Source organism: Roseiflexus sp. RS-1, assembly GCF_000016665.1.
Taxonomy (GTDB): Bacteria; Chloroflexota; Chloroflexia; order Chloroflexales; family Roseiflexaceae; genus Roseiflexus.
The window spans coordinates 4,463,157-4,484,534 of the sequence record NC_009523.1 but is presented as its reverse complement, the minus strand read 5'-3'; the positions used below and the strand labels follow the sequence as shown (position 1 = coordinate 4,484,534).

At 61.1% G+C, this 21,378-nt stretch carries 24 protein-coding genes; 3 read left to right on the top strand and 21 right to left on the bottom strand.

Features of this window, described 5'->3' with window-relative positions; all coding sequences use genetic code 11:
- Positions 1 to 34 precede the first annotated feature (34 nt).
- Positions 35 to 418 (top strand): hypothetical protein, encoded by a 384-nt coding sequence (locus ROSERS_RS26205; protein WP_011958284.1) that lies wholly within the window; start codon positions 35 to 37, stop codon positions 416 to 418.
- Positions 419 to 790: 372 nt separating this feature from the next.
- Here ROSERS_RS26205 and ROSERS_RS18480 read toward each other — a convergent pair whose 3' ends face one another.
- From ROSERS_RS18480 to tatA, 10 genes are all read right to left on the bottom strand, one after another.
- Complete coding sequence (locus tag ROSERS_RS18480; RefSeq protein ID WP_011958283.1) at positions 791 to 2,275, bottom strand: gluconokinase; 1,485 nt, start codon at positions 2,273 to 2,275, stop codon at positions 791 to 793.
- A gap of 23 nt (positions 2,276 to 2,298) precedes the next feature.
- Entirely contained in the window at positions 2,299 to 2,928 is a 630-nt protein-coding gene (locus ROSERS_RS18475; protein ID WP_041334089.1) for a phosphatase PAP2 family protein, read from the bottom strand.
- Positions 2,867 to 4,093 (bottom strand): glycosyltransferase family 4 protein, encoded by a 1,227-nt coding sequence (locus tag ROSERS_RS18470; protein WP_011958281.1) that lies wholly within the window; start codon positions 4,091 to 4,093, stop codon positions 2,867 to 2,869. Before ROSERS_RS18470 ends, ROSERS_RS18475 begins: the two co-directional genes overlap by 62 nt.
- Positions 4,094 to 4,110: 17 nt before the next feature.
- On the bottom strand, positions 4,111 to 5,184 hold the full coding sequence (locus ROSERS_RS18465) for a lysylphosphatidylglycerol synthase transmembrane domain-containing protein (RefSeq protein ID WP_041334086.1): 1,074 nt from the start codon (positions 5,182 to 5,184) through the stop codon (positions 4,111 to 4,113).
- A gap of 52 nt (positions 5,185 to 5,236) precedes the next feature.
- A complete protein-coding gene (locus ROSERS_RS18460; protein WP_011958279.1) occupies positions 5,237 to 6,190 on the bottom strand; it encodes an NAD-dependent epimerase/dehydratase family protein in 954 nt (317 codons plus the stop codon).
- The gene (locus ROSERS_RS18455; RefSeq protein ID WP_232282668.1) at positions 6,142 to 7,635 is read right to left on the bottom strand and encodes an O-antigen ligase family protein; all 1,494 of its coding nucleotides are present in this window, start codon (positions 7,633 to 7,635) and stop codon (positions 6,142 to 6,144) included. Before ROSERS_RS18455 ends, ROSERS_RS18460 begins: the two co-directional genes overlap by 49 nt.
- Positions 7,636 to 7,700: 65 nt before the next feature.
- Positions 7,701 to 8,654 carry a UDP-glucuronic acid decarboxylase family protein gene (locus ROSERS_RS18450; RefSeq protein ID WP_011958277.1) on the bottom strand — a complete coding sequence of 318 codons (954 nt, stop codon included), beginning with the start codon at positions 8,652 to 8,654 and terminating at the stop codon, positions 7,701 to 7,703.
- A gap of 142 nt (positions 8,655 to 8,796) precedes the next feature.
- Complete coding sequence (locus ROSERS_RS18445) at positions 8,797 to 10,305, bottom strand: sugar transferase (protein WP_232282666.1); 1,509 nt, start codon at positions 10,303 to 10,305, stop codon at positions 8,797 to 8,799.
- Positions 10,306 to 10,368: 63 nt separating this feature from the next.
- On the bottom strand, positions 10,369 to 11,688 hold the full coding sequence (gene obgE, locus ROSERS_RS18440) for a GTPase ObgE (RefSeq protein WP_011958275.1): 1,320 nt from the start codon (positions 11,686 to 11,688) through the stop codon (positions 10,369 to 10,371).
- A 120-nt stretch (positions 11,689 to 11,808) separates the two neighbouring features.
- Positions 11,809 to 12,012, bottom strand: coding sequence for a twin-arginine translocase TatA/TatE family subunit (gene tatA, locus ROSERS_RS18435; RefSeq protein ID WP_011958274.1), 204 nt, complete (start codon positions 12,010 to 12,012; stop codon positions 11,809 to 11,811).
- Positions 12,013 to 12,207: 195 nt separating this feature from the next.
- On the opposite strand from tatA, the gene ROSERS_RS26965 reads away from it, so the two are divergent.
- Together ROSERS_RS26965 and ROSERS_RS24380 are read left to right on the top strand one after the other, a co-directional pair.
- Positions 12,208 to 12,792: a cytochrome P450 gene (locus ROSERS_RS26965; protein WP_232282665.1), complete on the top strand. Its 585-nt coding sequence runs from the start codon at positions 12,208 to 12,210 to the stop codon at positions 12,790 to 12,792.
- Positions 12,699 to 13,397 (top strand): cytochrome P450, encoded by a 699-nt coding sequence (locus ROSERS_RS24380; protein WP_083763322.1) that lies wholly within the window; start codon positions 12,699 to 12,701, stop codon positions 13,395 to 13,397. The genes ROSERS_RS26965 and ROSERS_RS24380 overlap by 94 nt, the downstream gene beginning before the upstream one ends.
- Before the next feature lies 1 nt (position 13,398).
- Here ROSERS_RS24380 and ROSERS_RS18425 read toward each other — a convergent pair whose 3' ends face one another.
- The 11 genes from ROSERS_RS18425 to ROSERS_RS18375 all read right to left on the bottom strand — a co-directional run bounded on the left by ROSERS_RS18425 (position 13,399) and on the right by ROSERS_RS18375 (position 21,166).
- Entirely contained in the window at positions 13,399 to 14,118 is a 720-nt protein-coding gene (locus ROSERS_RS18425) for a metal-dependent transcriptional regulator (protein WP_011958273.1), read from the bottom strand.
- Between the two features lie 3 nt (positions 14,119 to 14,121).
- Positions 14,122 to 14,637 carry a hypothetical protein gene (locus ROSERS_RS18420; protein ID WP_157041149.1) on the bottom strand — a complete coding sequence of 172 codons (516 nt, stop codon included), beginning with the start codon at positions 14,635 to 14,637 and terminating at the stop codon, positions 14,122 to 14,124.
- Between the two features lie 2 nt (positions 14,638 to 14,639).
- The gene (locus tag ROSERS_RS18415) at positions 14,640 to 15,023 is read right to left on the bottom strand and encodes a hypothetical protein (protein WP_011958271.1); all 384 of its coding nucleotides are present in this window, start codon (positions 15,021 to 15,023) and stop codon (positions 14,640 to 14,642) included.
- A 100-nt stretch (positions 15,024 to 15,123) separates the two neighbouring features.
- Complete coding sequence (locus ROSERS_RS18410) at positions 15,124 to 16,083, bottom strand: iron chelate uptake ABC transporter family permease subunit (protein ID WP_011958270.1); 960 nt, start codon at positions 16,081 to 16,083, stop codon at positions 15,124 to 15,126.
- Positions 16,084 to 16,127: 44 nt separating this feature from the next.
- Entirely contained in the window at positions 16,128 to 16,487 is a 360-nt protein-coding gene (locus tag ROSERS_RS18405; protein ID WP_011958269.1) for an antibiotic biosynthesis monooxygenase family protein, read from the bottom strand.
- The gene (locus ROSERS_RS18400; protein ID WP_011958268.1) at positions 16,484 to 16,831 is read right to left on the bottom strand and encodes a hypothetical protein; all 348 of its coding nucleotides are present in this window, start codon (positions 16,829 to 16,831) and stop codon (positions 16,484 to 16,486) included. The genes ROSERS_RS18405 and ROSERS_RS18400 overlap by 4 nt, the downstream gene beginning before the upstream one ends.
- Positions 16,828 to 17,793, bottom strand: coding sequence for a cytochrome c biogenesis protein (locus tag ROSERS_RS18395; protein WP_011958267.1), 966 nt, complete (start codon positions 17,791 to 17,793; stop codon positions 16,828 to 16,830). The genes ROSERS_RS18400 and ROSERS_RS18395 overlap by 4 nt, the downstream gene beginning before the upstream one ends.
- Before the next feature lie 24 nt (positions 17,794 to 17,817).
- Entirely contained in the window at positions 17,818 to 18,189 is a 372-nt protein-coding gene (locus ROSERS_RS18390) for a hypothetical protein (protein WP_232282664.1), read from the bottom strand.
- A 28-nt stretch (positions 18,190 to 18,217) separates the two neighbouring features.
- On the bottom strand, positions 18,218 to 19,282 hold the full coding sequence (locus ROSERS_RS18385; RefSeq protein WP_011958265.1) for a FecCD family ABC transporter permease: 1,065 nt from the start codon (positions 19,280 to 19,282) through the stop codon (positions 18,218 to 18,220).
- The gene (locus ROSERS_RS18380) at positions 19,279 to 20,361 is read right to left on the bottom strand and encodes a heme/hemin ABC transporter substrate-binding protein (protein WP_011958264.1); all 1,083 of its coding nucleotides are present in this window, start codon (positions 20,359 to 20,361) and stop codon (positions 19,279 to 19,281) included. Before ROSERS_RS18380 ends, ROSERS_RS18385 begins: the two co-directional genes overlap by 4 nt.
- Positions 20,342 to 21,166, bottom strand: coding sequence for a heme ABC transporter ATP-binding protein (locus ROSERS_RS18375; RefSeq protein ID WP_011958263.1), 825 nt, complete (start codon positions 21,164 to 21,166; stop codon positions 20,342 to 20,344). Before ROSERS_RS18375 ends, ROSERS_RS18380 begins: the two co-directional genes overlap by 20 nt.
- Between the last annotated feature and the right edge of the window lie 212 nt (positions 21,167 to 21,378).

The window sequence follows — 21,378 nt, the reverse complement described above, 5'->3', positions numbered from 1 at the left end:
ACCTGCTTCTCATTGAGTGGACAGGCGTTCGAGCATGCCGGTGATCAGGTTGCAGCGGAAGAAGTTCGGAGGTTTGAAATGGCGCTCGGATGTACGGGCAGAGGCGCTGGCGGCGCTGCCCCCCTACCTGCCGCCGGAGTTGCTGGGCGAGGCGCTGGCGGCAGCACGGGACATCGCGGATGCAGAGGCGCGGGCGAAGGCGCTGGCGGCACTGGGTCCCCATCTGGCTGACTGTCTCGTGCTCGATGATCAATTCCCGCCGACCCTGCGTGTCCTGGCACAAAACGGGCGCCCGGCACTGCTCCGCGATCTTGTAGCGCTGATGCCGTGGCTGACGGCGCTGGCTGAGCGCCGTCAGCCTGCATTGTGGGCGGCGCTGTTCGCTGCTATCATCGAGACAGCGCAGTGCTGGCCATGATGGGGTATAGGGGAAGCCTGCATAACCGTCGGTCTGATCTGGACGTTGGCGGGCGAGACGCCCGCGCTCCCAGGGGATGCCTGATATGGTCTTTATAGAAATAATCCGCTATAGCCCGCGCAGGCGGGCTTCGCCCTGGATAGCCGAGGGCTTTAGCCCGACGGCAAGAGGCGCATACCGGATTTATAGCAGTTCCCACAGAGGTTGAACCAATTGGACAGGGTTGAACACTCCCAGAATCGCGCGACCAACACGGTGACCGAAATGAATTTCGGTCTACGCTCTGCCGGAAACGGGCGCCTCGCACGGCACGGCAGACCCGGACAGGGGTCAACGTATCTGAGAACCGCTATAATTCTCAATCTCTATCTGTTAGATCATCCGCCGGTACAGCGCCTGCTGGCGAGCGATTGCGGCGCGATAGCGGCTGTAATTGTCGGGGTTGGGGACAAAACCAACAGCGCCTGTTGCAGTGTCGCGCTCATCCACTGCCACTCCGAGCGCATCGAGCGCCAGGATTGCCGCGCCTCTGGCGCTGACTTCGGGTTCTGCGGCGATGATGAGCGGTCGCCCAAGTACGTCGGCAATGATCTGCATCCAGGCGGGCGACGCCAGCAGTGCGCCACCTCCGGCGATAAAAGCCGAAGGGGTGACGCCAGCCTGCTCGATCTGCTCCAGAATCAGTGCAAACCGGTACGCGACAGATTCCATGCCAGCGCGCAGGATTTCGAGCGCCGTTACTCCCAACGACAGACCGGTGATCGCAGCTCGAACATCGCCACTCCAGCCAGGGCTGCGTTCGCCCGCCCAAAACGGCAGGATGGTCAACCCGTGACCATCGGGCGGAAGCGCGGACAGCGCCCGATCAAGCACATCCGGGTCTTCATCGATCCGCAGGGTATCCCGCAGCCAGGCAACGACATTGCCGCCCTCACTCGTCGCGCCGCCAAGCAGTGCGCGGTGACGATCAATGCGATAGCACCAGAGACCGGCGGGCACATGCGCTACAGTTGGCAGCGTGATGCGCAATGCTCCGGTGGTGCCAACCGTCAGCGCAGCGCGGGTTGGTCCGCTGCATCCGCTGCCGATACTGGCGGCCGCGCCATCACCAATGGCGGGAAACCACGGCACGTCTGCCAGTTCCGCCCAGCGCGCCGTATGTTCAGGGAGCAGCCCCTGGATAGGAACATCCCGATCCACGAGTGACGCCAGCTGTCCGGGGCGAAGCCCCAGTTCGCCAAGCAATCGCAGATCCCACGACAGGAGCATCCGGTCGAGCAGCCCGGTCCAGGAAGCGACGGAATAACTGATACGCCGTCGTCCGAAGAGGCGCAACTCCAGGTAGTCGCCAAATGTCGCCCAGAATGCAGCCTGGCGGAAGACCGCCGGGCGTGTGCGTCGCAGCCAGGCAAGTTGCGCAGGCCAGTAACTGGTGCGCAGGAGGCACCCGGTGCGCTGATGGATCTCGCGTTCGTCGAGACGCGCTTGCAGTGCGGCTGCGTCCTGCGCGCAGCGCGTCTCGGCATAGGTAAAGACCGGTGTCAGTGGAACGCCGTCACGGTCGAGCGCCACGAGGGTGGGCGCCAGGGTTGTCACGGCAACGCCAGCGATGGCATTCGGCGGAAGAAGATCGACCGACTGCGCAAGCGCACCATCGAGGCACCGCGCCACGGCATCGAACAGTTCCGCCGCATCGATCTCCGCAGCGCCATCGGACGACACGCGCACTGCCAGCGGTTCGCGCGCACCAATGCCGCTTATTCGCCTTCCCCGCGCATCAAACACGAATGCGCGCACCGAAGAGGTGCCAATATCGAGCGAGAGAACGAACGGTAGCGCAGCGTCTTTCGATGTCATAAGCACAACGGTTGCGAGATAACTCACCCCAGCGTCAGGAACGCGAGAGCGATCACCAGTGCGGCAACTGCCAGACCGGCGATAACCTGACCCGGCGTGTGGTTGCGGGTGCGCACCCGCGCCCAGGCGACAGCCGCGGCGCACACCCAGCACACGATTCCCAAAATGTTCGAGTACATGAGCGCCAGGGTGGCGAGTGCGCCGATTGCCGCCCCGTGCATACTGATCTTCCACGTCAGATTGATCAGACCGCAGATGACGCCGATGCCAAGCATGCCAACCGTCAGCGCCAGAAAAGGACGCGGCGCGCCAAACGTCAACAGCAGCCCGATCGTCAGCAGCACGGATACGATGCCGAAAAGGTACAATTCGTTGCGCTCGTGTCGCACCGACACATCGGCATCGCTGAACCCGCCCTGGCGCAAACGCACCAGGTAGTACAGCAATGATGGTACCGTCTGGACAGCGATAATACCGCCAGCCCATGCCAGACCAGACTCGTGCAGGATATGAAAACCGACCAGAACGTAGGCGGCAATCGTGACGAAGACCGGATTGAAGATCTGCGACAACAATCTGGCAAGTGTGAGACTACGGCTCTCCATCTCGTCGGAGTCGAGCGCTTCGCCGGAGAGCTCCGGTTGTTGCCTCATGCGATGCTCCCGTTGACAACGTATGATAGTGTTCGATAATCTGTCGGGCAGACGCTTCCCAACGAAACCGTCGCACCTGTTCCAGACCCGCCTGACGCAACCGATCCCGCAGCGCCACGTCTTTCAACAGGCGGATCATCCCCTCCGAAAGCGCCTCCACATCATCGGCGCGCGCCAGGAGAGCGGCATTGCCCACCACCTCCGGGAGACTCGAATTGTCAGATGTCACCACCGGCGTACCGCACGCCAGCGCTTCGAGCGGTGGTAAGCCGAACCCCTCGTACAGTGAGGGATACACGAATACCTGTGCAAGATTATACACTACCGGCAGGTCAGAATCCGCCACAAAATCGAGCAGTTGGACACGATCATGTAAATTCAACCGGTCAATGGCCGCGAACACCGGTTGATACATCCATCCACGGCGACCGGCGAGTACCAGGAAGAGGTCCTCCCCGCCCGTCGTCGGGTCGATGCGGGCAAACGCTTCCAGCAACCGCACGAGGTTCTTCCGCGGTTCGATGGTGCCTACAAACAGAATGAAACGGCGTGGCAGGTTCAACCGACACCGCACCGGTTCGCATACGTCCGGCGGCAACGGGCGGAAACGCGCATCGACCCCTGGATAGACCACCGTCACACGGTCGAGGGCGATGTTCAACAGTCGATGCAGATCGCGCCTGGTCGACTCCGAATCGGCAATAATGATACTGGCTTGCTTCAAGGCGCGCGGCACGGCATCGCGCAGATAAGCGGCGACTCCCGGAACTGCGCACTCGGGATGCACCATGTACGAGAGATCGTGGATGGTGACGAGGGTGCGAGCGCGGGTTGGCGGCGGCACGAAATCAGGCGCGTGCAGAATATCGAGCGGACCGGTCAGCCATTCGATCGGCAGCGGAATGCGCAACCGATGCCAGATCTGCGTCAGGCGACGCGGCGGCAGCGGGATCGGGACGGCGCGGGTATGCGGATGTGAGGCGCAGAGGCGATGCACCTCAGGCAGATAGGGCGGAGAATCAGCGCCTGGAAAGCCAGCGGCGTAGAACAGCGTGAAGCGAAGATCAGGACTCTGAGCAAGAACGGCGCCGATCAGTTCGCGTGTGTACCGCCCAATGCCGGCCCCCTGCCAGACGCCAGCCGTAAAATCGATACCGACATGCATGAACTACTGGCTCGCTGTTACCGACGCTTGCTGACCACGTACAGGACAAACCCGATCACCACAATACTCCAGAAATTGATGACCCGGTCGAGGATGGTCACCGCACCGCCCAGACTCGTCCCAACCTTGAAGAACGTCAGCACGCCGGTGATCACCGTTTCGACCACGCCCAGACCAGCCGGAGTAAATGGAATGGCGGTCAACAGCGACGATGCCAGCGCGACGAAGATGATCGCCGACAACGGCAACGCCAGCCCCTCGTGGCTGAGCGCCTGAATCACGAAATAGAGTCGCATCCCTTCCAGCAGCCAGACAGCGGAGGTCAGCACAATCAACCGCGGCAGAATGCCCGGACGGAATGAGCGCAGCGCGGCATGCTCAAAGTTGCCGTAGACCCCGATCAGGCGTTTGGGAATGAATCGCCGGATGACCGGACTCAACCAGCGCATGCCAGCCAGACCGCTGACGATCGCCACCACGAGCAGCGCGCCGAACCCGAAGACAATGCGCGTGCTTTCCGGCATCTGTGCGCCGAACGTGAACCACGCCGACAGCACCAGCAAGCCGAACAGACCCAGCATATCCAGCAGACGCTCGGCGAAAATGGTGCCGAATGTCGCAGAGAAGGACACCCGTCCATTCTGCTTGAGCAGATAGCCGCGGTAGGCGTCGCCAAGTTTGGCAGGCACCACGCAGTTGGCAAACCACGAGAGGTAGATATATTCCATCAGCGCCGGCAGTGACGCCCAACTCTTCCGTCCCTCATTCACCGGCACATGTGCATTTTCCAGCAACATGCGCCAGCGCAGCGCGCGAAGTGGAAACGTCAGATAAAAGATACCGAAGCCAGCCAGGAGCAGCCATCCATTCGCGCCGCGGATGTACTGCCAGGTCTGTTGCACATCGATGTCAAAGCCGCGCACCGCAAAGACAACAATGGCAATCGCAAGCGCAAATGAAATCAGCGTGCGCGGGCTGCGCAACGCCTTCGCCAGAGAGAACCCCTGGCGCTCGACTTCCTGAATCTCCGGCGTTTCCGGCAACACAGCAGGATGCTCGGCGCCTGCATCGCCGATTCGTTCGTTGATCATCGGTGAACCATCCTCTCGCGGATCTCGTGAGATGCTCATATATTCCGGGCGCTCATACGCCATATTCACCCCGGTACCACTCCCAAAACCGCGCCAGCCCTTCCTCAAGCGACGTGCGTGGCTGAAAACCGAGCATCTGCGTCGCTTTGTCGATCCGTGCAAACGTCACCGGCGGATCTGCCGCCGGCAGTGGTTGTGCAACAATCCCGGCGCGCAATCCGGTGACCTCTTCCAGGGTGCGCACGAAATCGATCAACTGCACCGGACTCGAATGCCCCAGATTGAATATCTCGAATGCAGCGTCCATATCGAGCGCTGCAATGACCCCTGCCACAATGTCGGCAATGTAGGTCCAATCGCGATAGACCCCGATGCCGCCGTTGAAGAGGGTGATCGCCTTCCCGGCAACCATCGCATCGACAAACAGGTGCGGCGTCATATCCGGGCGCCCGCGCGGACCGTAGACGGTGAAGAACCGCACGATGCGGATCGGAATGCCGTGGCGCCGGTGCGCTGTGTATGCCAGCACTTCCGCCGCCTTCTTGGTGGCGGCATAGAACGACAACGGGCGGTCGGTCGGCGACTCTTCCGACCATGGCGTCGGCGATAGACCGTAGACCGAGGATGTCGATGCCAGCACCAGACCATCAACCTGATAGCGCGCTGCCGTCTCCAGCACGATCAGCGTCCCACGCACATTGACATCTTCGTAGAGCGCAGGATTCTGCATCGAGGGGCGCGGACCCGCCATCGCGCCAATATGCGCCACACGTTGCGGTCGGTAGTGCGCAAAGATACGATCCATCGCGTCTGCATCGCGGAAATCCGCTTCGACCAGCGTATAGCCGGGGTTCGTCAGCGCGCGGGCGATATTGCGCCGCTTTCGCGCCGGATCGTAATAGTCGTTAAAGTTGTCGATGCACACCACCTGATCGCCACGCGCCAGCAGCGCATCGCTCAGATGGCTGCCGATGAAGCCGGCGCCGCCTGTAATGAGGTATCGCATATCGATGGTTGAAAGCGTGCTGGACGTTGCGCAATCGCGCCCATGATCGCCCACATCACCGCCAGTTGAATGCCAAAATTGAGCACGTGCAGATTCTCAAACAGGTTATGCCCTGCGACTGCTGCGATGATACCACATCCACCTACCGCTGTGCTACGCAAAACAGGATCGGTTACGCGTCGAAGCGCGCAGACTGTCTGCTGCACCACCACGCCGATGAGTAACAGATACGCCAGCAGACCGATCATCCCGGCTTCCGCCGCCATGTGCAGGTAGTAGTTGTGGGCATGCCCACGCCCGGCATACCATGCACCAACTGCAAACGACGGATAGGCAACGGCGTAATTGCCCGGTCCCACACCCAGCAGCGGCGCAGCGCGCACCATTTCCCAACCCGCCTGAAGATGCGCCATGCGCTCGACGACGGCGAAGTTCGCCGGGGTAACGGCGACAGTTGCAGCGTCGAACCATGCCAGGCTCTGCCAGATGCTGACCAGACGCGCGGTCAATGCTTCGGGAAGAGCGCCCGTCGCCACTGCCGCCACGCCCGCCGTTATCAACCCCAAGACCGCCGGTACCGCGCGCCTTCCCAGGCTCAACGCCATCGCCAGCGCTCCGATTGCCGCACCGATCCAGGCGCCGCGCGAGAACGATGCAATCAGCGCCGCCAGCACGACACCACTCGCCCCCCATAACGCAACCGTCGGCAACCAGACCCCGGCGGCAGTCAGACGCTGCAACGCGCGCATCCGCCAGGCGTGTGCAACACCAGCAACCGCCAGCGCAAGCGCCAGGGGCCACGCCATGTTCAGGTATCCCGCAAACGAGTTCGGTTGCCCGATTGTGCCATATGCACGCACATACGGCAGATCAGGCGCGATACGAAAGGTCGGCGGACCATCGCCTGTGACAAACTGAACCAGTCCAATACCGGCGCATACGGCAGGCGCCGTAACCAGGCAGACCAGCAGGTAGATGATGTGCCAGCGTCGTGTTATCGTACTTGCCGCCACCATCCAGACACTCGCCGCAACCACCCAGCGCAGCGTCTCGCGCAGGGCTTCTGTGCGCGAATACGGCGTTGCTCCGGCGGACAGCAGCAGAGCACAGAATAGCGCTCCCCATGCTGCCACCATCCCAAACGGCAACGCTCCCTGCTCAGCCTGCGCCAGTGTGTGAACCAGCCCACTTCCGATCATCAGCAGCACCGCTGCCTGGGTGACCGAAAGACCACCCGGCAGCGCCACCAGGTCCTGCACCGGCACCGACAGCACCGCCATGCCAACAGCCAGAACGGGATGCACCAGCGCCAGAACGACGACCAGTCCCGTTCCTGCCACCAGCGCAAGATCATCGAAAGGAACGAGCGCCAGCGCTATCCCCAGCGCTGCGGCAACGAGCCAGAGAACGGCAGTTCGCGGTGGAACGCGAACCTTCCTGAACAAAATCAGTACGTCACCCGTCAAAGCATCACCCGGTGATCATCGATGTGACCATCGCACGCATCGTTTCAGGGTATTTCCCCACGTTTGCGCAACTCTTCCCGAAACCAGGGAATAGTGCGGCGCAATCCTTCTTCGAGGCTGATCTGCGGCTCCCAACCGAGAATCCTGCGCGCCTTGGAGATATCCGGTTGGCGCACCTGCGGATCATCCTGGGTGCGCAGATCTTTGTACACCACACCGGCTGTGTTGCCGGTGAGTGTGTTGACCAGTTCGGCAAACGCCTTGATCGTGAACTCGCCGGGATTCCCGATATTGACCGGTTCGACCTCATCGGAGAAGAGCAGGCGATAGACCCCTTCAACCAGATCATCGACATACTGAAACGAGCGGGTTTGTGAACCATCGCCATAAATCGTCAGCGGTTCGCCGCGCAGCGCCTGCTGGATAAAATTCGGCACCACCCGCCCGTCGCGGAGTCGCATACGCGGACCATACGTGTTGAAGATACGCACAATGCGCGTCTCGACGCCGTGGTAGCGATGGTATGCCATCGTCATCGCTTCGGCGAACCGTTTGGCTTCGTCGTAGACGCCGCGCGGACCGATGGGATTGACATGCCCGTAGTAACTTTCGGGCTGCGGATGAATCTGCGGGTCACCGTACACCTCCGATGTGGACGCCAGGAGGAAGCGCGCCTTTTTATCCTTCGCCAGACCCAACGCCTTGTGCGTTCCCAGCGCGCCGACCTTCAACGTCTGAATGGGCAATTCCAGATAATCGACCGGCGATGCTGGCGATGCAAAGTGCAAGATGGCGTCGAGCGGACCTTCGACGAAAATATAGTTCGTCACGTCATGCTTGATGAAACTGAAGCGCGGATGACCGGCGAGATGGGCGATGTTGTCGGTGCTGCCGGTTATCAGGTTGTCCATTGCAACGACAGTGTGACCTTCAGCAAGGAACCGGTCGCACAGATGTGATCCGAGAAAACCTGCACCGCCGGTGATCAGGATACGCATGGGCATACAACCTCTTCATTATTCATCTCTGGCATGGTACTGCCATCTGGTGAAACTTCCGTGATCCGGTCGGTGTTGACCGTGAACAAGCCGTTATATATGCGCCTGCAACGCCTGACCTTCAACCTTCCCGCCGCTGATCTCAATATGCCCCGCGCCCGGAGATAACCACGGGGATCGTTTGCAGCAGAATACGCAGATCCATGCCGGGGGTCCAGTTTTCGGTGTAGAAAATATCGAGGCGCACCGTTTCGTCGAATGAAATATCGCTGCGCCCCAACACCTGCGACAGACCGGTCAATCCAGGCACAACCGTCAGGCGGCGATAGTGCCAGTCTTCGTACTGTGCAACTTCCTCCGGAGTTGCCGGACGTGGACCAACCCAACTCATATCGCCGCGCAGGATGTTCCACAGTTGCGGCAGTTCGTCCAGACTATAACGCCGCAAAAACCGCCCGACGCGGGTCATCCGCGGGTCGTTGCGGATTTTGAAGAGCGGACCATCGGCTTCGTTCAGGGCAGCCAGTTCAGCCTTCCGTTCCTCTGCATCGACCACCATCGTGCGGAACTTGTAACAGATGAAGGGGCGCCCATCACGCCCGATCCGGCGCTGCCGGAAAATCGCCGGTCCTGGCGAGTCGAGCCGCACAATGATCGCCAGCATCACGCCCAGCGGGAACACGATGGGCAACGCCAGCAATGTCAGCGCCAGGTCCATCGTCCGTTTGACGACCAGGTTCCAGCCACGCAGCGAGACTTCTTTCAAGCCGATCAACGGAATGCCGCTCAGGTTGCCGATATCGATCCGGTCAAAACTCAACTGGTACAGATCGGGCACAACCCGGAACTCGACGCCCGCATAGCGACATATGTCGACCAGTTCCGGCAGGCGATGATGTTCCCAGAACGGGAGCGCCAGGATTACCAGATCGATATCGCCACCGCGCAGACATACGTCAAGATCGCTGATCGGACCAAGGCGCCGAAAGTGAACCGTGCGACGGTTGAGCGGTGTCTCACGATCATCGAGAAAGCCCACGAGCGCATACCCCAGATCGGGTTGCGCCACCAGGCTTTCCATCACCTCACGCCCCAGACCGGTGTTGCCGACGACCAGCACCCGTTCACGGTCGATGCCGCGTACCCAGCGCCAGCGGCGCAGACCGATCAGCACTGCGCGCCCGCCGACCAGCAGTGTGCTGATCGACACCAGCGCAAAAGCAAAGATCAGGCGCGAGTAGAACTCCGATGGCTTATAGAGAAAGACAACTACAATCAGAATCGCAATGCCGGTCGTCGTCGATCCGACGATGATGCTGGCATGGTCGAGCACTCCGGCGGTACGCGGCATGCGGTACAGCCCCCGCATGGCGAACTGAACGATCAGCAACGCGGTCAGGAGGATGGCGAAGGGAGCGAATGCGCTGAGCGGCACAAAGTTTTGCGCCTGAACTTCGCGCACCAGCTGGTCGAATGGCGGGGGCCAGTCGATGACATAGCGCATCCAGTACGCAAGAGCAAACCCAAGCAAGATAAGGCAGGTATCGACTATTGCCATCAGCACGCCTGAAGGCGCGATCCGGCGACGACGGATCGGGAGCGGAGGGTGAGCGACGGATGGAGTTGTCGTCGCTTCTGTTGATTTGTTCACCGTCGGCTCCTTGTGAACGACGCGGTTCATCCGATCACAATTGGCGCTTCGTGACACTCCGGGTCATCTGACGCCCGGCATCAGGTAGGTTATTTCGCCATCTTCCCACTCGAACGCTGCTTTTTCGATATACACCGTATCTCCATTCTGAATGCCGGCTTCCTGCAACGCAGCGCTGATGCCACTGGCTTCGAGCACGCGCTGAATGCGCATGATCGCATCCGGTTGGGCAAAGTTGGTCATCGAAATCAGGCGCTCGATCTTGCGCCCCCGCACACGCCAGCCATCGGAGGTGCGCTCAATCGTGTACTGGCGCTCATCGACGTCGGGCACGGGCCAGGTCAGGGTCTCATCGCGCGGTACGCGGTGGGGCGCTGGCATTTCTTTCAGGCGCCCGGCGACGCGCTGCAACAGAGCGTCCACACCTTCGCGCGTTGCCGCTGAAATGACGAATACGTCATGGTCGGGCAGCGGAAGAGCATGGCGCAGACGGCTCAGGTTCGCCTGCGCTTCCGGCAGGTCAGCCTTGTTCAGGGCGACGATTTGTGGGCGCTGCGCCAGTTCGGGCTGATAGAGGCGCAGTTCTTCATTAATCGCGTGGAAGTCGCCGACCGGATCACGCCCATCGACGCCGGCCGCATCGATAATGTGGATGAGCAGGCGCGTGCGCTCAATGTGGCGGAGAAAACTGAACCCTAACCCGACGCCGCGATGCGCGCCTTCGATCAGACCCGGAATGTCGGCAACCACGAATGAGTAGTCTCCAACCTCGACAACCCCCAGGTTCGGCTGCAAGGTTGTGAACGGGTATGGCGCAATTTTGGGGCGCGCCGCGCTGATCACCGACAAGAGCGTCGATTTGCCCGCATTCGGAAACCCCACCAACCCGACATCCGCCAGGAGTTTGAGTTCCAGTTCAATCTCGCGGCGCTCACCCGGTTCGCCAAGTTCGGCGATGCGCGGCACCTGATAACTCGATGTGGCAAAGTGAACATTCCCCAGACCGCCGCGCCCGCCGCGTGCAGCGAGCAACTGGAGACCGGGAGCATCAAGATCGACGGTGTACGTCTCGCCATCGATGATCGTGCGCGCTACCGTACCGACCGGCACACGGATGAAAACATCGCGCCCGTTGCGCCCGTGTTTGCGTGATCGTCCACCATTGCCGCCGCGTTCCGCCACGAAGCGCGTGCGTTCACGGAACGGCAAAAGCGTATTGAGACCTGGATCGGCGACCAGATAGATGTGCCCGCCCCGCCCGCCGTCACCGCCATCCGGACCGCCGCGCGGCACATACTTTTCACGGCGAAAGGTTGCAGCGCCATCACCGCCATCGCCAGCCTGCACGAAGATTCGCGCATAATCGTAAAAATCGCCTGCCATAGATCGTACCAACACAACGACGCCAGCCACAGAGCGAAATCATCACACTGCGGCTGGCGCCGGCCTGTCTGCGCGCGGGCCGCATCTATCGCGCAGCGCCACCATCACAGCAACGACGCTTTAGACGTTCGTTTCGACTTTTTTATCGGTCGACTCAGCCGGTTCGCTCTTGCTGGCGGGAACGTCATCGTCGCGAACCGCCTTGCGGAATGCCTTGATGCTGCCTCCCAATGCACTGGCGACGCCGGTGATGCGCGAGGCGCCAAACAGCAACAGGACAATGATCAAAATGATAAGCAGTTCGCCCATTCCAAGCTGTGGCATGACAAGTCTCCTTCGTCCACGTGTCGCGCGTATGCGCGATAGATGCCATATTCTGCCGCAAAAAATCTGTGCTTTCAGCATTATACTACACTGGCAGGGAGTGTCAAACCCGGCAGCAGCGCTCACCTCTGGCGAACCGTCGCCGACAGGCGTATAATGCAGCATGCACATTGTGGCATTGAAGCAGCAGACGATATGACGCCCACCATTGTCGCCAGACTGGCAAGCCCTGAGTTTCTCGCCGATCCGTATCCTGTGTACCGGCAGTTGATCGAGCAGACGCCGGTGTTCTGGTTGCCGCACGCGAATGCACCAGGCGGGATGTGGTGCATTGCGCGGTACGACGACATCGCTTTTGTGCTCAGAGAAGCGCCGATATTCAAAGACACCAGCCGCATTGCGCCGCCGGACACATTGACGCCGCTGGACCGGGCAATGCTTCAACGCGACCCTCCCGATCACACGCGCCTGCGGCGACTGGCAAGCCATGCGTTCACGCCACGTCGGGTACACGATCTGATGCCGCGCATCGAGCAGATCAGTCTGGACCTGATCGAACGCATCGGCGCACGCGGCGAGGCAGATTTCATCGCCGATTACGCCCGCTGCCGATCATCGTTATCGCCGAACTGCTCGGCGTGCCATTCGAGGATCACGAACAGTTCAGCACATGGTCGGATCAGATTATGGCGGGGAGCGACTCGGTGCTTGGCGGTGAAGAAGCAGCCCGTCAATCACACCAGGCGATGGCGTCGCTGGTCGATTATTTTACGACGCTGATCCGGCAGCGCCGGCACTCCCCACGCGACGATCTGATCAGTGCGCTGATCGCCGCGCACGACGCTGGTGATAGCCTGAGCGAAGATGAACTGCTGGGAATGTGCGTCCTGCTCCTGATCGCCGGGCACGAAACAACCGTCAACCTGATCGGCAACGGTCTGCTTACCCTGCTGCGCCACCCCGATCAACTGAACCTGCTCCGCCGACAATCAGAGTATCTGACATCAGCAATTGAGGAAATGCTGCGCTACGAAAGCCCGGTGCAGCGCTCGACGCCCCGTTTTGCAGCGGAACCCTTCGTCATCGGCGGAGAACAGATCGAAGCCGGGCAGCAGATCAGTCTGATGTTCGGCGCGGCTAACCGCGATCCGGCGCATTTTTCCGATCCGGATCGTTTCGATATCACCCGCCAGCCGAATCCGCACCTGGGGTTCGGGATGGGCATCCACTACTGTCTTGGCGCTCCGCTGGCGCGCATCGAAGCGCGCGTCGCGTTTACGCACATCCTTGAGCGCCTGCCAGCGATCCGGCTGGCAACCGACACGCCGGCATGGAAACCGGTTACCTGGCTGCGCGGGTTGAAAAGCCTGCCGGTGCTCGTCTGAGTCACCCCTCGGAGCGTTTGCTGCGTCCCCACAGAAAGTGCGCCATCCGCCGCGACAGCACGATCCGACGGTCGGCGCGCTGCACCACCAGTCCATCGCAGGCGTCGGGACGACGCACGAGCGGGACGCCGGGGCGCAGTCCGCGCGTCCAGAGAAACTGAAGCGCGCAACTGTCTTCGCCTGCCTCTTCGTCGATACGCGTTACCACGAACCAGGCGTTGATCGGCGCTGTGACGAGCACACACTCGTCAGGCGATACGTCGCTGCGTCCCGGAACCGGATTACCGTAAGGGCAGGTGGTCGCATCAGCAGTCAGCGCCTCGATCCGCGCCTCCATCACCGCTGAAAGGAGAGGTTCGAGGTGTTTCGCCTCGCGGTACACCTCGTGCCACGGAACCTTGAGCGTATCGAAGAGAAAGCGTTCGAGAAGACGACGGCGGCGAAGGATGCGCATACCGGCCACGTGTCCCTCATCGGTCAAACCGATCATACCGGTGTCATCGCAGGTGATCAGACGCTTCTGTTCCAGGCGACGCAGGGCGAGAACGAGCGACGGTGGAGCGAACTGCTTCCGCATCCGGTTGATCACATGCGTGGTCATCACCGGCTCGCGCCGTTCACTCAACCCGGCGATCACCTCCAGACAGGCGCGTTCAATCCCGGCTACTTCATCGCCGTCAGTCCGGTCGGCGCCCGTCAGATACACGATGCGCGATGTCATGCACTACCCTTCAAGCATCCGTTCGATCCGCGCGCGCATTGCGGCATCGGCATGCCCGCCTTCACGCGTGCCGATGCACAGACAATACACACCGCTCCCTGCATCGCAGTGCACCTCAATCCAATATGTTCCGGCGGAAGGCAGGGGCGGCACATAACTCTGGATCAGACGATAGGTGCGCCCGGCAATCGTCAGCGGCGTGAAATGCGTTGTTGGAAACAGCCGACCTGATGGCAGACCCGGACCGACAAGCGCAAAACGCGCCATGAAACCGGACTGACAGTCGCGCGATGGAATGAGCAGCATAACGCGCACGCCGATCGCATCGGGAACGGTGAACGTGTAATAGGCGACCGGCGCTGCCGGGCTGAGCCGCCCGTAGATTGCCTGCGCTATCGTCGGGTCGGCGATGACGAAGGGAGCGGAAGGATCGTGGGCGCCGTCTTCATTGGCGATGCCGAGGTGCAACCGCGCCAACGCCATCCATCCGGCAATCAGCGTTAGAATACGCAGCATCATGCTTATGAGACCAGACGCCATACATCGTAGAGAAAAGAGCCGACAATGATCGCCAGGATGGCCGCTGAAAGCGGCAACATATCAAAGCGGTGCGGGTGGCGTGTCTGCCACAGATAGCGCAACCCCGAAATCAGCAACCATAACGCCACCAGGTCCAGCGCCATCGCAATGATCAGCGAGAAACCGCTGGCGAGACCGATAAGCGGCAGCACGACGGGCAGAATGAGATACTGCAAGGTGCACCGCACCCCGGAAATGACGAGCGCCAGACCGATCGTGCGCCCTTCCTTCGCTTCTTCCGGCATTACCTCTTCATCGGCTGGGGGCGGCGGCGTTACGAACAACACCCGCGCCATCACACGATCGACAGCATCAGCCAATGCCATTGCGTTTTCCTCCTCCAGGCCCCGGCACAGGCAAATATGTAAACAACGACATCATAGTGTGCGTGGATTGATTATAGCATGTCACCGGTCGCAGGACGCTTCAGGCACGATGGCTGCGGGAACGCACGCGATCATGCACGTATGCCGCCCCACTGATCACGATCAGCAGCGCACCCAACGGCAGTTCTCCGATCAGACCGGGGGATGGCAGCAGCGCCGTCACCCCGCGCGCAGCAAGGTCGATCCCGACGACCAGCAGCGCACCCCACAATCCTGCCAGAACGATGCGACGGACGGGCGATCCGTCGGAAGCCTGCGCCCGGCGCGCCGCCGTGCTCCCGATCCATCCGAGCGCACCGGCAGCAACGGTTGCCGCCGCAGTCGCCACAGTTGCACTCACGTATCGGCGCCAGCGGTGCGCTGATGGACGATACTCCGCCGCAACCACCAGCAACACGCCGGTCAGTAGAATGGGCCAGGCAGTGTTCCAGGCCTGCCAGTCGCGCTGCTCCAGGCTGCCAAGACACCAGCGCACCCATGTGGCAATCCGCACCTCGCCGATCAGCAACCCAAATGCGCATACCGGTGCAACCAGCGCCACGACGAAGCCAATGATCCGGCGCTGCCGCCAGCGCTGCGTTGCAGCATACAATGCGACACCTGCGCCGCACCCGACCAGCGCTCCCATCACACTCCACCACGGACTTCCGGTAGAGACGGTCAGCGCTATGACAGCGCCGAGCGCACCCAGCGGCATCATTCCGCTCCATCCCGGATCCGGCGCTGCTCCCTGCTCATGCGGTGCAAGCAGCAGCGCCGCCATCGCCGTGAGTGCGCCCGCACAGCATGCCAGCAGCACCCTGGGCAGGCGAACGTTGAACACAATCGCCGCAGCAACCGGATCGGCGTCAGGCATCGTGAGCGCGGTAAGGAAGCGGGCTGGCGTCAGCGCGACCGAACCAAGCGCAAGACTCATCGTCATCATGACGAGCAGCGCCCCCAGACTCACGATCAGATGCCACGAGAGCGTACTGCCCGACCATCGAAGCAAACGTGTCATTCCTCACCTGTGCGCCACACTCACACATCGTCCTCGCCTGATGTCTATCCGTGCGCCCGAAACGGCTTGCCCCGCGGTTCGGGTATCAGATCGGGACGACTGGTGTCGAGAATAATTTCGTGTAACTCAAGTTTACTGGGAGCGCTGAACGTCTCCGGCGGGAGACTGCTCGAACGGGCATGCCCCAGGCGGAACTCGTCGGAACGCACCCAGTTCTCAAAATGCGCCCGACTCTCCCAGACGGTCAAAACGATATATGGGTCACCGGGATTGACCGGGCGCAGCAACTGGTTGCTGACGAAACCAGGCATTCTATCGACCAGACCGGCGCGATTGCGGAAGTTCTCCTCGAACAGATCAGCGTATTCGGGGTTGACGAAGATACGATTGGCAGTTGTGATCATACGAACTTCTCCTGATAGCCGATATTCCGCCGCCGCCCAACCACTTTTGGGGCGCGACGCGACCTGTCCAAAAGCCTGAGGGTGTCAATGCAACCATACCACAGCGCAGCATACCATGCCATCCAGGTCCACTGGTCGGCAGTGACGGACGGAGGTTCGGTTGCAACATCTGGTGCTGCATCGGCTGTTCCCGATGCAGGTCTGTTTCCCGGTGAGCCTCCATTCAGATCGCGCTTCAACGAACGCAACCGCGAACTGACCTGCATCAGATAGACGGCGATAGTCACCCACACCAGCAGCACGGTTGCCATCGAAATGTAGATTGCGGATGTACTCTCACTCATGCCAGCGCCACCTTTCGCTGCGCTATCTGCACTTCGAGACTCAACACCTGCGAACGAACCAGGAACATCCAGATAAAGAGCAGGGTGAAGCCGATATTGGCAGCCAGGAATACCCAGAGCGTGCGCTGGTTCTCCAGCAGGCCGCTGCCGGGCGCTTCCATGTTGATGCGCGCCTCCCCGCGCTCCAGATCAACCGCTTCGAGCGCCAGCGTGAAGCGTTGACCGGGGAAGGTCGGTCGGTCGGTGTAACTGCGCGTGGTCAGATCATAACCGGGCAGCAGAACCGCTTCGCTCTCCAGACCAGGCGTGCTGACTTTGACCTGCGCAACAACAGTATCGCCCTGCTGTTCCAAACCCAGCAACTGCACCTTCTGATCACCGAGCAACCCGACATGCCCGATCTTCAACGTAATCCCCTCACAGTCGCTCCCCTTGATGAAGGCGCAGTTGGGATGCAGTGTGCTTTCCGCCATACGCGGCGCGACGAACATCAGAAACGGCATAGTGACGAACGCAAACAGACTGTAGACTGCCGCCATCCGGCGCCTTCGCTCAGGGTCGTCGATGGCGCTGCGCAACGCGAAGAGCGCCGCATAGATCAGCAACAGCACCAGGATCGTCACCTGTCGCGGATCCCAGTTCCAGAATACTCCCCAGGCGACCTGCGAGAAGACCATGCCGGTCAGCGTTGCCAGCAGGGTGAAGATCAACCCGCCTTCAGCGGCAGCGGTCGCCTTCGCATCATCGGTCAGTCGTCGGCGACGGAGATAGAGTGCACTGTAGACTGCCGATATGGTGAAAGCAATAACCGCAACCCAGGCAGTGGGAACATGAACGATCACGATACGCCCCGCGTCGCCAAGCCCCTGGTAGGGCGGGATGATGACAAACGTCGCAATCGTGACGCCTGCCAGCCATACCCCAACGAGCAGTCTGCTGATCGAGCCGAGTCGCTGAGCCATAAGCCTCGTTCCTTTCCGTGATGACTAATTCAAGTTGCCTTCCAGTGGCAAAGTTATTGGTGTCAGAGAAAGCTTCTGACTTGCTTCACGACACAGTTGCACAAATATGAGCAGTTCCTGGGGCATAAAACGGAGAACCACACTATCGAACGCCAGGAGCAGCGCGCCGTACTGCGGGTCGATCCAGATGCTGCGTTCGGCGCCGGCATGCGCCACACAACCGGCAGTCGCCGAACTATGCTGCGTGGCAGCCTCAACGAGACCGTGCAGCAAACCGAAGGCATCCTGATGCAGCGCCATCGCAAACGGTCCAAAGTCGAGCTGCAACCGTCCATCGCTCAGGAGCAGAATGTACCAGTTCCGCCCATTTTGAGCCAGAACACGATAGGGCGCCATACGAAAATTCATCGGACGCTCCCGGATATCATCCCCATCCATACTGTCGCCTCGCACGCAGGATCAGTGCCAGAAAAAATGGTCCACCGGCACATGCGGTTATCAATCCCACCGGAACCTCGGCTGGCGCCGCCATAGTGCGTGCAACGAGATCCGCCAGCACCAGCAGGCTGGCGCCGCCAAGCGCACAGGCGGGCAAAAGCAGTCGATGGTCAGGACCGGCGATCAGGCGCACAATGTGCGGTACGATCAGACCGATGAAGCCAATAGGACCGACAAGCGCCACGGCAGTCCCGGTCGCAAGCGCGGATAGCAGAATGGCAGCCCGCTTGACCTGCTCGACCTCGATACCCAGATGGCGCGCTTCCGTTTCGCCAAGCGCAAACAGGTTGAGCGCCCGCCCCAATCGCGGCGCCAGCGCCAGGGAAACGGCGATCCAGGGCGCAGCGACGAGCACCGTTTCCCAGAGCGCGCCGCCCAACCCGCCCATCGTCCAGAAGACGATTGATCGCAGTTGCGCATCGTCTGCCAGGTACGTCAGCAATCCGGTTGCAGCGCCAGCCATCGCGTTGAGCGCCAGACCAACCAGCAGGAGAGTTGCCACGTCGGTACGCCCGTGACGCTGCGCCAGGCGGTAGACAAAGAATGTCGTTGCGGTTCCGGTAAGGAAAGCCGCCAGCGGCAGCGTCATCAACCCGAGCGACGAGATACCGAGCACAATGACCGCCACGGCGCCAAGCGCAGCGCCGCTGCTCACCCCGATCAAACCCGGATCAGCCAGCGGATTGCGAAACACACCCTGAAGCAGTGCACCGCTGACAGCCAGCGCAGCGCCTGCCAGAACACCCAGCGCCACACGCGGCAGGCGGATCGTCCAGAAAATCGCTTCCTGCTGCATGCTGACCGGCACATCGAGCAGGATGCCGGTTTTGCGCAACAGGATAGCCAGCATAACGTCAGGCGGAACAACAACCGGACCGATGCCCGCGCCGAGCGCCACAGCCACCGCCAGCGCCAGGATCAGCGCAGGGAGCAGTCCTGTTCGCCGCCATCCGGCAATCCGTTGCAACGTGATCGTCATTGCGGCGCTCATGGACGACTCCCCTGAGCAGCATCGTAGAAGGCAATGGTCAGATCGGTGAGCGCCTGACCGGTGCGAGGACCCATGCCGAGCAGATAGAGATCGTCGAGAGCGATAATCCGGCGCTGCCTGCCGGCAGGCGTGTCGGCGAGACCTGGTATCTTCAATAGACCATCGACGCCGCCGACCGATTCCAGCCCCTTGTCAAGAACCAGCAGAACGTCTGGTTGCGCCGCGATCACGACTTCGGGACTCAACGGCTTGAACTCCACGATACCCGCATCAGCCGCAGCATTGATGCCGCCGGCAGCAGCGATCATCACGTCAACGGCGGTATTGCGTCCGGCAACCTGCTGGACATCTGTGCCGCGCAGGTAGAGAAACAAAACGTGGGGCGGGTTGGTAATCCGCCGCGCCAGATCGCGCGCAGCGGCGATTTCGGCTTCAACCTGCGCTGCCAGGCGTTCGCCGCGTTGTGGGATGCCCAGCGCCTGCGCGACAAAACGGATCTTCTGTTGCGGCGCATCGAGCGACGGCGGATCGGCAGTGATTGCCAGCGGCACGCCAGCAGCGCGGATCTGCGCAAGCGTCTCAGGCGGTCCAGCTGCTTCATCACCAATAACCAGCGTTGGATTGAGCGACAGGATGCCCTCGGCGCTCAGGCGACGCTGATAACCAATGTTCGGCAGCATCTTCGTGCGCTCAGGGGGATAGGTCGCGCTGCTATCGACGCCGACCACATACTCCCCCATGCCAAGCGCAAAAATGATTTCGGTTATATCACCATTCAGGCTGACGATGCGTTCGATTGACGTGATCGTAACCTGTTCTCCCTGATAATCGACGACTGTGGCTGGAAGTTGCGGTTCCGCCTCGCCCGGCGCCATCTCCGCGCCGCTCGCCAGGCTCGCCGGCGCAGCGGAAGGCGACGTTGGCGCAGGGAGTGCAGTTGGAGACGACACGCCGCCGGAGGACGACGTTGTCCCACACGCGGCGAGCAGTACTGCGACTGCCAGGCTGAACAGGAGAAGAGTCTGACGCAGACGACCAGTAGCCGCGACTGAACGGTGATCAGGCTTCCAGGACTTCATAGACGCCTCCTTGTCCTGACGAAGGAACATCGGGAAGGGTGAGCAACAGCGGGGCGCCTGTGTGCGGGTGCGGGTGAACGACGATCGGAATACCGTACACAGCGCTCAACAATTCCGGGCGCAGCACATCCCATGGCGCGCCAATCGCAACCAATCGCCCTTCGTGCAGAATGCCGATCCGGTCAGCATACCCGGCTGCCAGGTTGAGGTCGTGCAGGACGATCACGGCGGCGCCGCCGCTGGCAGCTACTGCGCGCGCCAGGCGCAGCGCCGCATGCTGATGACGCAGATCGAGCGCAGCGGTCGGTTCATCGAGCAACACAAGCGGCGCCTGCTGCGCCAGCACGCGCGCAAGGCTGGCACGGGTCTGTTCACCCCCGGAGAGGGTTGGAAACAGCCGTTCCGCAAACGGCGCCATCCCGGTACGGTTCAGGGCGTTCTGAACAATAACGACATCCTCTCGCCCCTCGGATCGTCCGCGAAGGTGCGGTGTGCGCCCCATGAGCACCACCTCGAAGGTGGTAAAGGGCAACGCCACATGAATTCGCTGACGGAGAACTGATCGCCGTAGCGCCTGATCACCGGCGCGCATCCGTTCCAGCGGGATGCCTCCGAGCAGCACACGACCGGCGGTCGGAGGGAGATCACCGGCAAGCAGACTGATCAATGTACTCTTCCCGGCGCCGTTCGGACCGACGATTGCCACAACTTCGCCACCATTGACCGTCAGTGACACGGCATCGAGCAGGCAGCGATCACCGGCGTAATAACTGAGCGCACACGCTTCGATCAGAGGAGCGGACACCAAACCCCCGAATCCAGGCGCGCAATCACGGCGCACACGCACAACGGTTGATATGCCAGAACAGAGCAGGAGTAGAACGCTAACCTCGTTGGTTAGTATAGTCTAATAAATACTATTTGTCAACCATAAACAAAGAAAACAGCGCAAAGTTGGGAAAGGTCGTGGGGGGAGGAGGGTGCGGAGGGTAGACCGAAATTATGGCGATTGAGAAT